The 13,559-nt window shown below is 74.1% G+C and carries 16 protein-coding genes and 1 pseudogene; 4 read left to right on the forward strand and 13 right to left on the reverse strand.

The window, feature by feature from the left end:
- Nucleotide 1: 1 nt before the first annotated feature.
- The 4 genes from FSW04_RS10800 to hppD form a co-directional block, all read right to left on the reverse strand.
- Complete coding sequence (locus tag FSW04_RS10800) at nucleotides 2-487, reverse strand: hypothetical protein (RefSeq protein ID WP_456062054.1); 486 nt, start codon at nucleotides 485-487, stop codon at nucleotides 2-4.
- The gene (locus FSW04_RS27055; RefSeq protein WP_228431135.1) at nucleotides 484-891 is read right to left on the reverse strand and encodes a hypothetical protein; all 408 of its coding nucleotides are present in this window, start codon (nucleotides 889-891) and stop codon (nucleotides 484-486) included. Before FSW04_RS27055 ends, FSW04_RS10800 begins: the two co-directional genes overlap by 4 nt.
- 137 nt (nucleotides 892-1,028) lie before the next feature.
- Nucleotides 1,029-2,225 (reverse strand): homogentisate 1,2-dioxygenase, encoded by a 1,197-nt coding sequence (locus tag FSW04_RS10805; protein ID WP_146919115.1) that lies wholly within the window; start codon nucleotides 2,223-2,225, stop codon nucleotides 1,029-1,031.
- Nucleotides 2,226-2,240: 15 nt separating this feature from the next.
- Entirely contained in the window at nucleotides 2,241-3,371 is a 1,131-nt protein-coding gene (hppD, locus tag FSW04_RS10810) for a 4-hydroxyphenylpyruvate dioxygenase (protein WP_187369410.1), read from the reverse strand.
- Nucleotides 3,372-3,472: 101 nt separating this feature from the next.
- On the opposite strand from hppD, the gene FSW04_RS10815 reads away from it, so the two are divergent.
- Nucleotides 3,473-3,910: an Lrp/AsnC family transcriptional regulator gene (locus FSW04_RS10815; RefSeq protein WP_146919117.1), complete on the forward strand. Its 438-nt coding sequence runs from the start codon at nucleotides 3,473-3,475 to the stop codon at nucleotides 3,908-3,910.
- Here FSW04_RS10815 and FSW04_RS10820 read toward each other — a convergent pair.
- The 3 genes from FSW04_RS10820 to FSW04_RS10830 are packed head-to-tail and all read right to left on the reverse strand — an operon-like array spanning nucleotide 3,907 to nucleotide 5,259.
- Nucleotides 3,907-4,359: an EamA family transporter gene (locus FSW04_RS10820; RefSeq protein WP_187369411.1), complete on the reverse strand. Its 453-nt coding sequence runs from the start codon at nucleotides 4,357-4,359 to the stop codon at nucleotides 3,907-3,909. The genes FSW04_RS10815 and FSW04_RS10820 overlap by 4 nt on opposite strands.
- The gene (locus FSW04_RS10825) at nucleotides 4,245-4,871 is read right to left on the reverse strand and encodes an EamA family transporter (protein ID WP_146919121.1); all 627 of its coding nucleotides are present in this window, start codon (nucleotides 4,869-4,871) and stop codon (nucleotides 4,245-4,247) included. Before FSW04_RS10825 ends, FSW04_RS10820 begins: the two co-directional genes overlap by 115 nt.
- Before the next feature lie 10 nt (nucleotides 4,872-4,881).
- The gene (locus FSW04_RS10830; protein ID WP_146919123.1) at nucleotides 4,882-5,259 is read right to left on the reverse strand and encodes a hypothetical protein; all 378 of its coding nucleotides are present in this window, start codon (nucleotides 5,257-5,259) and stop codon (nucleotides 4,882-4,884) included.
- A 28-nt stretch (nucleotides 5,260-5,287) separates the two neighbouring features.
- Here FSW04_RS10830 and FSW04_RS10835 point away from each other — a divergent pair, with 28 nt between their 5' ends.
- On the forward strand, nucleotides 5,288-6,223 hold the full coding sequence (locus FSW04_RS10835; RefSeq protein WP_146919125.1) for a LysR family transcriptional regulator: 936 nt from the start codon (nucleotides 5,288-5,290) through the stop codon (nucleotides 6,221-6,223).
- On the opposite strand, the gene FSW04_RS10840 is transcribed toward FSW04_RS10835, so the two are convergent.
- Together FSW04_RS10840 and FSW04_RS10845 are read right to left on the reverse strand one after the other, a co-directional pair.
- Entirely contained in the window at nucleotides 6,220-6,765 is a 546-nt protein-coding gene (locus FSW04_RS10840; protein ID WP_187369412.1) for a DUF488 domain-containing protein, read from the reverse strand. The two genes, FSW04_RS10835 and FSW04_RS10840, sit on opposite strands and share 4 nt — an antisense overlap.
- 7 nt (nucleotides 6,766-6,772) lie before the next feature.
- Nucleotides 6,773-7,618, reverse strand: a complete 846-nt coding sequence (locus FSW04_RS10845) for a fumarylacetoacetate hydrolase family protein (protein ID WP_146919129.1) — start codon at nucleotides 7,616-7,618, stop codon at nucleotides 6,773-6,775.
- A gap of 56 nt (nucleotides 7,619-7,674) precedes the next feature.
- Here FSW04_RS10845 and FSW04_RS10850 point away from each other — a divergent pair, with 56 nt between their 5' ends.
- Both FSW04_RS10850 and FSW04_RS10855 read left to right on the forward strand, forming a co-directional pair.
- Nucleotides 7,675-8,082: a nuclear transport factor 2 family protein gene (locus tag FSW04_RS10850; RefSeq protein ID WP_146919131.1), complete on the forward strand. Its 408-nt coding sequence runs from the start codon at nucleotides 7,675-7,677 to the stop codon at nucleotides 8,080-8,082.
- A gap of 120 nt (nucleotides 8,083-8,202) precedes the next feature.
- Complete coding sequence (locus tag FSW04_RS10855) at nucleotides 8,203-9,027, forward strand: 3-oxoacyl-ACP reductase family protein (protein ID WP_146919133.1); 825 nt, start codon at nucleotides 8,203-8,205, stop codon at nucleotides 9,025-9,027.
- Between the two features lie 64 nt (nucleotides 9,028-9,091).
- On the opposite strand, the gene FSW04_RS10860 is transcribed toward FSW04_RS10855, so the two are convergent.
- From FSW04_RS10860 to FSW04_RS28450, 4 genes and pseudogenes are all read right to left on the reverse strand, one after another.
- A complete protein-coding gene (locus tag FSW04_RS10860; protein ID WP_146919135.1) occupies nucleotides 9,092-10,663 on the reverse strand; it encodes an acyl-CoA synthetase in 1,572 nt (523 codons plus the stop codon).
- 13 nt (nucleotides 10,664-10,676) lie between these two features.
- Nucleotides 10,677-11,498, reverse strand: a complete 822-nt coding sequence (locus FSW04_RS10865) for an alpha/beta fold hydrolase (RefSeq protein ID WP_146919137.1) — start codon at nucleotides 11,496-11,498, stop codon at nucleotides 10,677-10,679.
- Between the two features lie 5 nt (nucleotides 11,499-11,503).
- Nucleotides 11,504-12,532, reverse strand: coding sequence for a PHA/PHB synthase family protein (locus FSW04_RS28445; protein ID WP_407652983.1), 1,029 nt, complete (start codon nucleotides 12,530-12,532; stop codon nucleotides 11,504-11,506).
- Nucleotides 12,524-13,440, reverse strand: a pseudogene (locus FSW04_RS28450) (hypothetical protein); the annotation flags it as partial. The pseudogene FSW04_RS28450 and the gene FSW04_RS28445, both read right to left, overlap by 9 nt.
- Nucleotides 13,441-13,559: the final 119 nt, after the last annotated feature.

Genomic DNA, 13,559 nt, shown 5'->3' on the forward strand with positions numbered 1-13,559 from the left:
CCTACCACGCCTCCCCGTACAGCGCGCGCAGCTCGTCGCGGTCCGCGCGCGGCGGCGTGAGGTCCAGCTCGGGGCGCCCGGCGGCCGCGTCGGCGCAGGCGTCGAGACGGTCCTCCGGCACGCCGAGGCGGCGGATGCCGTTGGCGCCCGCGCGGCGGGCGAGCTTCTCGGCGAGCGCCCGCAGCGTCCCGTCGGGGTCCACGCGCCCGGGCGTGCGCCGCTCGAGCGCCGAGATCGCCACGGGCAGCATCGCCGCGTTGGCCGGGCCGTGGCCGGTGCCGCCGACGCGCACGAGCGTCTGGGACAGCACGTGGCTGAGGCCGTACCAGGCCGCGCCGATCGCGTACCCCGACAGCAGCGCGGCCAGCGCGAGCTGCTCGCGCGCCACGAAGCCCGGGTCCTCGTCCTCCATGATCCAGGCGACGTCGACGAGCCGCTGGGCCTCGCGGGCGGCCATCGACGGGACGGGGGAGGCCAGCGTGGTCACCGCACCCTCAACGGCGTGGGCCAGGACGTTGGCCGAGCTGGCGGCCAGGTCGGAGACGGGCTGGGAGCCCGACAGGTCCGGATCGTTGACGACCAGCGCCGGGCGGACCGCCCGCGCGCCGTCCTCCAGGCCCTGGGCCGGCGGTGCACGGCGGTCATCTCCGCCGCGCTCAGCGTCGTCGGGATCGCGGCGACCCGCACGCCGTCGTGGACGCCGGCGATCGCCTTGGCCGTGTCGATGACGCGCCCGCCGCCGGCGGCGACGAGCAGGCCGCCGGCGCCCACCACGCCGGACAGGCCGGCGGCCAGCTCGTCCACCGCGCCCGGCCCGACGAGGTGCACGACCTCCGCGCCCTCGGCCAGCGCGGGCAACGCCTCCTGCGCGCGCTCGGTGGTCAGCAGCACGTAGGGCCGTCGAGCAGCCCCGCGACGTCGGCGACGGCGCCGCGCCCGAACCGGATCGTCCGCTCGCCGTCGCGCCAGGTGAAGTCCATGCCCGCGAGGCTAGGCGAACGCCGCCCGCGGGCGCCGGGACCGCACGCTCAGGGGCGTGCGGCCGGCGCCCGGTCCGGGTTCCAGGAGTAGGCGTACTCGGGCTTGTCGTGGTCGCGCCACAGGGCCGCGAGCCGCAGCGGGCGGAACGTGTCCCACATGATCGCCAGCTCGTCGGTCCGCGTGGCGCCCAGCGCCTTCTCGACCGCTCCGGGCTGCGGGCCGTGGGGCAGGCCCGACGGGTGCAGCGTGATGCAGCCCACCTCGACGCCCTTGCGCGCGGCGTAGTCGCCGTCGGCGTAGAACATCACCTCCTCGGACTGGATGTTCGAGTGGTGGTAGGGCAGCGGCACGGCCTGCGGGTCCCAGTCGAGCATCCGTGGCGCGAACGTGCAGATGACGAAGTTGGGGCCCTGGAACGTCTGGTGGGCCGGGGGCGGCAGGTGCAGGCGCCCGGCGCGAGGCTCGAAGTCGTCGGCGTTGAACGTGTAGGGGAACACGTAGCCGTCCCAGCCGACCACATCGAACGGGTGGCGGTCCAGCACGTAGGCCTGCACGCCGTCGCGCACCCGGACGGTGAGGTGGAACTCGCCGGCCTCGTCGTGGGTCTCGAGCTCGATCGGCCCGTGGAAGTCGCGCTGGGAGTACGGCGCGTGCTCCAGGAGCTGGCCGTAGCGGTTGCGGTAGCGGTCGGGGGTCTCGATCTCCCCGGGCGTGTGGAAGCACACCCAGAACTGCTCGAGGCCCGGATCGGGCTCGAAGCGGTACGTCGTCCCGCGGGGGATCACGACGTAGTCGCGCTCGCGGAACGTGACCGGGCCGAACACGGTGCGCAGCTTGCCGCCGCCGCGGTGCACGTAGACGACCTCGTCGCCCTCGCCGTTGCGGTGGAAGCCCGCCTGGGCCTCGGTCGGCTTGGCGATGGAGACCTCGAGGTCGGCGTTGTACATCAGCAGCTGCCGACCCGACACCGGGTCGCCGCCGGAGGGTGCGGCGTTGGCGTCGGCGAGCCGGTGGACGTGGGCGTCGGGCACCCACTCCTCGCGGCGGATCGGCGCGAAGCCGCCGACCTCGGCCAGCCGGCACGGCGAGTGCAGGTGGTAGAGGATCGTCTCGTTGCCGCTGAAGCCCTCGTAGCCGAGGACCTCCTCGGTCAGCAGGTGTCCGGCCGGCCCGGCGCCGTTGCCGTCGCCCCGGAACTGGACGTGGCGCTTGCGCGGGATGCGGCCCAGGCTCAGATAGCGCATGGGGTGACCGTACTCCTACAGGTTGCCGCGCCGGTCCTGCTCGCGCTCCAGCGCCTCGAACAGGGCCTTGAAGTTGCCGTCGCCGAAGCCGCGGGCCCCGTGACGCTCGATGACCTCGAAGAACACGGTCGGCCGGTCGCCGACGGGCTTGGTGAAGATCTGCAGCAGGTGGCCGTCATCGTCGCGGTCGACGAGGATGCCCTGGGCGCGCAGGTCGGCCAGCTGGCCCTCGACCTCCGGGACCCGCGCGGGGACCCCGTCGTAGTAGGCGTCGGGGATGTCGAGGAACTCGACGCCCCGGCGGCGCAGCGCCGCGACCGTGCCGACGATGTCGCGCGTGGCCACCGCGAGGTGCTGGGCGCCCGGGCCCTCGTAGAACTCGAGGTACTCGTCGATCTGCGACCTGCGCTTGGCCTCGGCGGGCTCGTTGATCGGGAACTTGACGGCGCCGTTGCCGTTGGTGACGACCTTGGACATGAGCGCCGAGTACTCCGTCGAGATCGCCTCGTCGGTGAAGTGGAGCATCTCCTTCATGTTGAAGACGTCCTCGTAGTACTTCACCCAGGGGTCCATGTGCTCGACGTTGCCGACGATGTGGTCCAGCGCCAGCAGCATCGGCTCGGCGTCGTCGGACGGGTCCTGCGCGGCGGCGTAGCCGGGCAGGAACGGCCCGGGGTAGCCATCGCGCTGGACGAACGTGTGCAGGGTGTCGCCGTAGGTCCTGATGGACGCCAGGCGCACCGTGCCGTGCTCGTCGGTGGCGTCGTGGGGCTCGGCGACGCCCTCGGCACCGCGGCTCGTCGCCTCCTGCCAGGCGCGGTCGACCGACGGCACGCTCAGCGCGATGACCTTGACGCCGTCGCCGTGGCGGCGGTGGTGCTCGGCGATGGGCGAGTCGCTGTGCAGGGCGCCCGTCAGCACGAGGCGGATGCGGCCCTGCTGCAGGACGTAGGACGCGCGGTCGCGCGTGCCCGTCTCCAGCCCCGAGTAGGCGACGAGCCGGAAGCCGAACGCGTGACGGTAGTAGTAGGCCGCCTGCTTGGCGTTGCCCACGAACAGCTCGACATGATCGATGCCGTGCAGCGGCATGAAGTCCTCGGTGGCCGGCATGGTCCCGGCGGGGTGCAGGGCGGTCTGGGGCGTCATCGATCTCTCCTCGGTGTCGGGAACCGTCCCGTTGAATGATCCGCTTGTCGCGGCCGCCGCTCAATGGCGGATCGTTGCGTCTGGACGCCTAGACTTGGCCCGTGGACGACATCGACCGCAAGATCGTTGCGCTGCTGCGGGAGAACGCGAGGCGCTCGTTCCAGGACATCGGCGGGCGCGTCGCGCTGAGCGCCCCGGCGGTCAAGCGCCGGGTCGACCGCCTGGAGGCCGACGGCGTCATCCGCTCCTACGCCGCGGTCGTCGACCCGGCCGCGATGGGCTGGACCACGCACGCGGTGGTCGCGCTGTACTGCGAGGGCCGCATGTCGGGCGGCGAGGTCCGCGCGTCCGTGGAGCAGCACCCCGAGGTCGAGGCGGCCTACACCGTGGCCGGCGACGCCAGCGCGATCCTGCACCTGCGCGCGGCCGACACCCAGCACCTCGAGGAGGCGCTGGAGCGCCTGCGCGACACGCCGGGCGTGCGCCGCACGCACACCCAGGTCGTGCTCTCGACGCTCTTCGAGCGCCCGGTGGTCTAGGCCGCCTCGGCGGCCGCGCCGGCGCGCACCGCCGCGGTGCGGCGCGCCTCGTGGCGCACGACGACGACCACCGAGGCCACGATGAGCGCCATGCCCGCGATGGTCACGATCGTGATGCGCTCGTCCAGGAACACCGCGCCGAGCACCACGGCGATGAGCGGGTTGACGTAGGCGTAGGTCGAGACCTTGGAGATCGGTGCGTGCGCCAGCGCGTAGGCGTAGCAGGAGAACGCGACGATCGACCCGACGAGCACCAGGTAGGCCAGCGCGGCGAGCGAGGTCGCCGAGAACGCCGACGGGTGCAGCCCCTCGCCGGCGCAGGCGCCGGCGACCGTCAGGACGAGGCCGCCGAACAGCAGCTGCCAGGCCGTGGCCACCAGCGGATCGCCGGGCAGCGTGATGCGCAGCGACGTGAACGAGCCCAGGCCCCAGGAGACCGCGGCCAGCACGACGAGCAGCACCATCCCGAGCGCCGCGCCGGCGGGCCGGCCCCGGGCAGCAGCAGCACGCCCACGCCGACGAAGCCCAGCGCGACGCCGGCCAGGGTGCGGCCCGCCACGCGGTCGCCGCCCAGCGTGCGAAACAGCGCGATCCACAGCGGGACCGAGGCGATGATCAGCGCGGTGAGGCCGGTGGGCACGTCGTGCTCGGCGATCGTCACCAGGCCGTTGCCGCCGGCCGCCAGCAGCGTGCCGACCAGCGCGCAGTGCGCCAGGCGCCCCCACGAGGTGGCGATCGCCGCCGGGCCGCCGCGCCGGGCGGCCAGGAACGCGAGCATGATCACGCCGGCGGCCACGAACCGCACCCCGGCGCCCAGCAGCGGCGGCACCGTCTCGATCATGAGGCGGATCGCGAGGTACGTGCCGCCCCAGATGACGTAGACGGCACCGATCGCCGACCACACCCGCCAGTCCTGAGGAGGGGAGCCCTGGGCGCGGATGTGGCCGGCGCCGGTGCGCATCCGCCGGAAGCTACCCGCGCGAGAGCGCGGGACGCCTCCAGGGGTTCGTGCCCGTCAGCCGGAGGAGTTCCCGGCGCCGGTGCGGGCGAGGCGCCTGCAGCGCGTGTGCCCGCAGGAGGGCGACCAGGTCGGCGGTGGGCGCGAAGGGGTCGGCGATCACGCGGCCGTCATCGGCCGCGCGGGCCGCGAGGACGACGCCGTCGCGCTCGGCGACGACGACCGGGCCCGCGAGCGGGCGGCGGCTGTCGAGGGCGGCGAGGCGCGTGAGCGCGGCCGCGTCGTCGGGATAGGCCGGGCGCAGGACGACGGCGTCGGTGCGCGGGGGAGGGGGAGGGGGCCGGGCATGGCGATGATGATGGTGCTCCCAGCCCATCAGGACAAATGACATTCGGTGACGCTGCCGGTAAGTTCTCCTTATGCTCGATGTCCGCCGTCTGCGCGTCCTGCGCGAGGTCGCGGCCCAGCGGTCGTTCTCGGCTGCCGCGGAGGCGCTGTCCTACACGCAGTCCGCCGTGTCCCAGCAGATCGCCGCGCTGGAGCGCGAGGCGGGCGCGTGCCTGGTGGAGCGCAGCGCCCGGGGCGTCCGGCTCACGGAGGCCGGGCGTGCGCTCGTCACGCACGCCGAGGTCATCCTCGCCCGGCTGGCCGACGCCGAGGACGAGCTCGAGGCGATCGCCGGGCTGCGCACCGGGCGCCTGCGCCTGGCCGCGTTCCCCAGCGCGTGCGCCACGCTCATGCCGCTGGCCGTCGCCGGCTTCCGCGAGCGCCACCCGGGCATCGAGCTCACGCTCTGCCCCGCCGAGCCCGACGAGGGCCTGCGCCTGCTGCGCGCCGGCGAGGTCGACGTCGCGCTGGCCATCGAGACCACGTTCGCCCGCCCCGGCCCCGACGACGTCGACCGCGTGCACCTGCTCGACGACCCGATGTACATCATGCTGCCCGCCAGCCATCGCCTGGCGGGTCGCGGGCGCGTGCGCCTGGCCGACCTCGCCGACGAGGCGTGGATGATCGGCACGACGGGCCACTGCCCCGACGCCAGCATCTTCCTGCGGGCCTGCCAGACCGCGGGCTTCGAGCCGCGGATGGCCTTCAACCTCGACGACTACAACGCCATCCAGGGCTTCGTCGCGGCCGGGATGGGCGTGTCGTTCATCCCCGACCTCGCGCTCATCACGGTCCGCGACGACGTCGTGGTCCGCTCGCTGGGCGCGCGGCCGCCCGTGCGCCGCATCCTGGCCGCGACCGCCGCCGGCGCCTACCGCTCGCCGGCCAAGACGGCGATGCTCGACGTGCTCGTCGCCGTGGCCCGCGACTTCGGGCGGCGGCGCACCGAGCTGGCGCTGGCCTCCTAGAGGCCGAGCCCGAGCTGCGCCGCCGGGTAGACGGGCAGGCCGCCGGAGACGACGGCGAACGGCGTCAGGGCGTGGGGCTCGGTGCCGCCGCCGGGGCCGACATGGACGACCTCCCAGCCGCGGACGGCCAGGACGTCGGCGACGAGCCGGCGGTGGCAGCGTCGCCAGTCGGCCTCCGCGCACAGCACGGCCGTGCGCCGCCCGGCGGCCAGGGCCTCCAGGTGGGCGAGCCCGCGCGCGAACTCGGCGGTGGCGACGTGGTCGGCGTAGCCGCGCATGGCGGCTTCGGCGAACCCGTCGTTGGGCGAGCCGGCCACGGGCTCGCGGCGGCCGCCGAGCTCGGGCACGTGCGTGTAGGTCACCCCGCGAGGCGCCAGCTCGACGGCGAGCGCGTCGTCGTCGAAGTGCGGGTGGCGCCGCGACCGCGGCCAGCGGCGCACGTCGGCCAAGGCGGTCACGTCCTGGGCCGCGAGCAGGCCGGCGAGGTGCTCGAGCGCGTGGGCGGAGTGACCGACGGTCAGGATGACGCGCGGCGCGGTCACGGCGGGCTCAGACGATCGGCGCCTCGAGGCGGCCGAGCCCGTCGGCCTCGATCGCCACCGTGTCGCCGGGCTGCAGCCAGCGCGCCCGGTCATCGGGCACGTCGGCGTTGAGCTCGAGCAGGCACCCGCGGTCCAGGGTGCCCGAGCCCAGCACGTCGCCCGGGCGCAGCCGCGTCTCGCGCGCCGCCTGGGCCACGAGCTGCGGCCAGGTCCAGTGCATCGCCCCGGCGTCGCTGCGCGTGATCTCGGCCCCGTCGATCGTCGCGCGGGCCTCGAGCCGCAGGCGCCCGTCGACGAGCGGCAGCTCGTCGGGCGTCACGAGCCACGGGCCCATCGACGTCGCGAAGTCCTTGCCCTTGGCCGGGCCGAGCCCGACGGTCATCTCCCGGCGCTGGATGTCGCGGGCGCTCCAGTCGTTGAACAGGGTGAAGCCGGCGATCGCGCCGTCCTCGCCGATGACCGCGGCGATCTCGAGCTCGAGGTCCAGCCGCTCGCAGCCCGCGGGCCGGCGCACCGGCGTGCCGGGCCCCTGGACCGAGGCCGGGTTGGAGAAGTAGAAGACCGGCGCCTCGTACCACGCCTCGGGCACGTCGCGCCCGCGCAGGCGCGAGCCGGTCGACACGTGCCCCTCGTAGGCGTAGAAGTCGCGCACGCTGGGCGGCTCGGGCACCGGTGCCAGCAGCGTCGCGTCGGCCACCGCGTGGTCGCGGCCGCTCGGGGCGTGCCCCTCGCCGCGCAACCAGTGCAGCATCGTCGGGGCCGCCAGCTCGACGATGCGGGCGTCGCCGCCCTCGCCGTCGAGGCGGCCGACGCGGGCGGTGCCGCTGCGATCGCGGAAGGAGACCAGGCGCATGCCCGCGCACGCTAGCCGGTGGACGTGCTGCGCCGGGCGCCTGCCATCATCGGTGCGTGGCCTACGACGTCGAGATCGTGCGCCGGGCGTTCATCGCCTTCGAGCACCGCGACGCCGGCGCGCTGCTGGAGATCTGCTCGCCGCACATCGTCTTCGAGCCGGTCACGGCCCGCCTGGCCGCCGGCGGCGAGCCCTACTGCGGCCATGCGGGCATGCTGCGCTACCTCGACGACGTGGCCCGGGTCTGGCAGGAGCTGCGGCCCACGCCGGACCGCTATCGCACGGGGGAGGGCGGCCTCGTCGTCGCCACGGGACGCGTCTATGCCTGGGGCGTGGGCCGCGTCATCGACTCGCCCGCCGGGTGGCTCTGGCGCGTGGAGGACGGGCGCATCACCTACGGCCGCGTCTTCGGCACCGCGGCCGGGGCCCTGGAGGCCGCCGGGATGCTCACGCCCGACGCCTGAGCGGCGCCCGGCGATCGCCACCGGACACCCCGCCAAACACTTCCCCCCGACCCTGTCCGTTCCGGGGATACTCGCGTCGAGCGGACCTCCAGGCCCGACGTTCGACCAAGGGAGCGGAGCATGACGACCACGGGACCGAGCAGCGCGCAGGACTTCGTCGCGGGCAACAAGCTGGAGGGGCGCGTCGCGTTCGTCACGGGCGGCACACGCGGGATCGGGGCGGCCATCAGCCGCAGCCTGGCCAGCCAGGGCGCGACGGTGGCGGCGGGCTACAGCCGCAACGTCGACAAGGCCGAGGGCTTCCGCGCGGACCTCGAGCAGCTCGGCGCCGAGGCCTCGATCCACCAGGGCAACGTCGCCTCGGCCGACGACTGCCGCCGGACCGTCGGCGAGGTCATCGAGCGCCACGGCCGGCTCGACATCCTCGTCAACAACGCGGGCATCACCGCCGACGCGCGGATGCTCAAGATGACCGCCGAGGAGTGGTACACGGTGCTGGCCGTCAACCTCTCCGGGGCGTTCTTCTGCGCGCAGGCCGCCCTCGGCCACATGCTCGAGCGCGGCAGCGGGCGCATCATCAACATCTCCTCGCTGGCCGGCCAGAGCGGCAACATCGGCCAGACGAACTACGCGGCGTCCAAGTCGGGCATGTTCGGCCTGACCAAGACGATGGCCCTGGAGGCCGCCAGCGCGCTGGCGCGCGAGGACCGCCTGGATCCGTTCGGCATCGGCGTGACCGTCAACTGCGTGGCCCCCGGCTACACGACGACCGACATGGTGGCCGACGTGCCGCCCAAGGTCCTCGCCAAGGTCGCCGACTCCATCCCGCTCAAGCGGCTCGGGCGCCCGGAGGAGATCGCCCGCGTCGTGCACTTCCTCTGCGCCGACGCCTCGGGCTACATCACCGGGCAGGTGTGGGGCGTCAACGGCGGCCTCGAGATGTAGGCGACACCGGCCCCGGGGGGCCAGGTTCGCCTCGGGTGCCGGCGCAGGGGGCCGAGCCGTGCGCTCAGACGGTCTCGGCGAAGCGGTCGCGCAGCTCGCGCTTGAGGATCTTGCCGCTGGCGTTCTTGGGCAGCTCGCCGACGATCTCGACGCGCTTGGGGACCTTGAACCCGGCGAGGCGCTCGCGGCAGAAGGCGACGATCTCCTCCGCGGTCACGTCGGCCCCGGTGCGCGGGACGACGGCCGCGGTCACGGCCTCGATCCAGCGCGGGTCGGGCAGGCCGAAGATCGCCACCTCCTGCACGGCCTCGTGGGCGTAGATGACCTCCTCGACCTCGCGGCTGGCGACGTTCTCGCCCCCGGTCTTGATCATGTCCTTCTTGCGGTCCACGACGCTGAGGTAGCCCTCCTCGTCGATGACGCCCAGGTCGCCGCTGTGGAACCAGCCGTTCTTGAACGCCTCGGCCGTCTTGGCCGGGTCGTTGTAGTAGCCGAGCATCGCGTGCGGCGAGCGGTGCACGATCTCGCCGACCTCGCCCGGGGCGACCGGGCGGTCCTGGTCGTCGACGACGAGCGTCTCGACGTTGATCGACGGTCGGCCCGCCGAGCCGGCCTTGCGCACCTGGTCCTCGGGGCGCAGGAGCGTGGCCATCGGCGACATCTCGGTCTGGCCGTAGAAGTTGAACAGCCGCACGTCGGGCAGGCGCCGGCTCATCTCGAGCAGCACCTCGACGGGCATGGCCGAGGCGCCATAGTAGCCCTTGCGCAGCGAGCTGAGGTCGCGCGTCTCGAAGTCGGGGTGGCGCAGCAGCGAGATCCACACCGTGGGCGGCACGAACAGCTTCGTGGCCCGCTCGGCCTCGATGGCCTCCAGGATGAGCCCGGCGTCGGGGCGGGGCAGGATCACGCTCGCCGCGCCGAGGTAGAGGTCGGGCATCAGGAAGCAGTACAGCTGCGCGCAGTGGTACAGCGGCATGGGGTGGATCTCGACGTCGGCGCGCGACATCTCGCCGTCGACGATGCAGGACACGAACTGCGTGATGAGGCTGCGGCTCGTGAGCATCGCGCCCTTGGGCCGCGACTCGGTGCCGCTCGTGTACAGCAGCGCGATCGGGTCGTCGTCGCCGACGGCCGCGGTCGGCTCGGTGGCGTCGGGATGCTCGAACCAGGCGTCCACGGCCTCCCAGCCCTCCGGCGGGGTGGCGGGTGCGTCGGCGATCACCGCGCGCACGCCGACCGCGTCCGCCCGCCCGCTCGCCTGGAGCGCCGCGGCGGAGACCGGCAGCAACGCGTCCTCGGCGACCAGCCCGGTGACCTGGGCGTGGTCCAGGATGAACGCCACCTCGTCGGCGCCGAGCATGAAGTTGATCGGCACGACGACGGCCCCGAGCCGCGCGAGCGCCAGCGTCGTGACGACGAACCCGTAGGAGTTGTGGGCGTGCAGCGCGAGGTGGTCGCCCTGGGCCACGCCGCGGGCGGCGAGGGCGTTGGCCGTGCGGTTGACGGTCTCGTCGAGCTCGGCGAACGTCTGGCGGACCGGGCCGTAGACGATCGCGAGGCGCTCGGGATCCCGCCGGGCGGAGCGCCGCAGCAGATCGCCGAGCGCGTGGCTGCGGGCGGCGTGCATCTCGTTCATGCAGCGCAGCTTCTCAGCCCGCGAGGAACTGCGTGATCACGTCGGCGGCGTCCTCGGGCTGGTCGATGAGGAACAGGTGGCCGCCGCCCGGCACGATGTGCAGCCGCGCGCCCGGGATGCGGCGGGCGAGGAAGCGCGCGTTGGCGAGCGGCACGAGCGGGTCGTCGTCGCCGCTGAGCACGAGCGTGGGGCAGGGGAGCCGGTGCAGCCACAGCGCGCTGGTCCAGCCCGTCATGGCGTACATCTGCGACTGGTAGCCCCACAGCGACGGCGGCGCGACGAGGCGGTCGGCGGTGTGGCGGCGCAGGGCCTCGGGGTCGCGCGCGGTGCGGCCGCCCGCCATGACCGGGACGGCGCGGCGCAGGTACTCGGCCGAGTGGTAGCGCAGCGGCGACATGAGGTGCACCACCGACAGCGGCCGGCCGGGGACGCTCACCGCGCCGGAGTTCGTCGCCGCCAGGATCAGGCGCCCGACGCGTGCGGGCGCGTCGTGGGCCAGCTGCTGGGCCAGCGCACCGCCGAACGAGTAGCCCAGGACGTCGACGCGGTCCTCGCCGAGCTCGTCGAGCAGGCCCCGGACCACCCGGGCCAGCGCGCGCATGCGCAGCGGGATCCGGGGCGTCGTCGAGCGGCCCGTGCCCGGCGCGTCGAACGCGATCGTGTGCCGATCGCCGAGGTGACGGCGCAGCGGGCGCCACATCTCGAGGTTGGCCCCGAGGCCGCCGATGAGCAGCAGCGGCGGCCCCGCTCCCTGGCGGGAGACGCGCAGCCGCAGGTCGCCCACGCGCACCATCCGGCTCTCCGGCGGCGGGCCGGTCGAGGGTCGCGGGGCCACGGCGCTCAGCGGCCGTGCACGTACTGGCCGGGGGCCGGGTCGCCCGGGCGGTGCCTGCGGCTGCCCAGCTGCGCCGGCGCGCGCTTCTCGGGTCCGCCCCGGGCGATCATCCACTCGGCCCAGTGCTCCCACCACGTCCCGACGCGCTCGGTGGCCGCCGCCCGCCACTCCAGCGGGTCGGGCCCCGGCCGCGGGCCGGTGAACATGCGGGCCTTCGGGTTGCCGGGCGGGTTGACGAGGCTGGCGATGTGGCCCGAGCTCGACAGGACGAACGTGCTGTCGCTGTCGGGGTCGACGAGCTGGGTCGTGCGGTAGCAGCCCTGCCACGGCGTGAGGTGGTCGGTCAGCGCGCCGGTGACGTAGGTGTCGCAGGTGATCCGGCTGAGGTCGACGGGCTCGCCGAGCACGGTGATCCCGCCCGGCTTGGTGAGGACGTTGTCCTCGAAGACCTTGAGGAACTGCGCGTGCAGCGCGCCCGGCATCCGGGTGCTGTCGCTGTTCCACGCCAGGATGTCGAACGTCGGCGGGTCGTTGCCCATCAGGTAGTTGTTGACCCAGTAGTTCCACACCAGGTCGTTCGGGCGCAGCCAGGCGAAGATCTTGGCCAGCGACTCGCCCTCGAGCACGCCCTTCTTGCTGGACTCCTTGCGCGCGGCGCGCAGGAGGCGGCGGGAGCTGAGCATGCCCAGCGGGGCCGGCACGTCGAAGTCCAGCAGCGTGACGCCGAACGCCGCGGCCTTGACGCGGTCGTCGCCCCTGGCGGCCATCGTGGCCAGCAGCGTCGACATCGTGATGCCGCCGGCGCAGAGGCCCAGCGTGGCGACGTCGTCGCTGCCGGTGATCTCGCACACCGCGTCGATCGCGTGCAGGCAGGTCGTCACGTAGGTGTCGAGGTCCCAGTCGGACTGCTCGGCCGTCGGGTTGCGCCAGCTGATCGTGAAGAACTGGATGCCCCGGCCGACCGCGTGCTCGATGAAGCTGCGCTTCGGCGCGAGGTCCATGAAGTAGTAGCGGTTGATCTGGGGCGGGAACATCAGGACCGGCCGGGTGCGCACCTCGGGCGTCGTCGGCTGGTACTGGATGAGCTCGCACACGTCGTCGCGGTAGACGACGCGCCCCGGCGTGACGGCGAGGTTGCCGCCGACGCGGAACGGCCGCAGGTCGACCTGGGACGGCAGCCCACCGTTGTGGCGCACGTCGTGGACGAAGTTGCGCGCGCCGCGGACGAGGTTGGCGCCGCTGGTCTCGAACGTCCGCTTGAGCGCCGCCGGGTTGCCCGCCAGGGTGTTGGTGGGGCCGCCGCGCTGGTCAGCAGCGTCACGGCCATCCGCGCCCGCTCGGCGGTGCGCCAGTCCAGGCGCTCGGACTCCGGGATGCGCTCGAGGGCGGCGGAGCCCGCCAGGTAGGCCTGGGCGATGCGGCGGTAGGCCGGGTTGTCCTTCCACGCCGGGTCCTTGAAGCGCCAGTCGCCCTTGGCGGGCGCGATGTCCGAGCGGCCCGCGGCGACCTTGGCCAGCTCGACGGCCAGGTCGCGGCCCTCGGCGGTCAGCTTGCCGCTGCGCAGCAGCGCCGACAGCAGCGACCGGGCGAGGTCGCCCCACTCCACGCCGCCGATGTCCTCGGCGCCGCCCAGCGCGTCGAGCGTGTCCTCCGGGATCTCGTCCTGGCGGGCCGGGCGCGTGAACCGCGCGTCGGCCTCCTCCGCCGCGGCGCCGTCCCCGTTGCGGGCCGCCCGCGCTCTCCCCGTGGCCTTCCCGGCCGCCGAGGCGGGCCGTCGTGAGCGTCGGGGGCTGTGGGGGGCGTCGCCATGGATCCGTCGTCCTGCCTTCCGCGTGTGTCTACCCGAGGGCCGTCCCCGCGACTCTACGCCTCGGTGGATCCGCCGTCGGCCTGGCTGATCCGACAGGGCACCCGGACGGGTGAAGTGCTTGAGTGTCGGCATGCTCTACCCCGCGTACGAGGCGCGCCGCGCCCTCACGGCCCCGCTCTTCGGCCTGGCCGGCATCAGCGCCGAGGCGTTCCGGCGCGTCCCCGAGGGCCTGGACGTGCTCCCTGGGTCCG

Source organism: Baekduia soli (assembly GCF_007970665.1).
Classification (GTDB): domain Bacteria; phylum Actinomycetota; class Thermoleophilia; order Solirubrobacterales; family Solirubrobacteraceae; genus Baekduia; species Baekduia soli.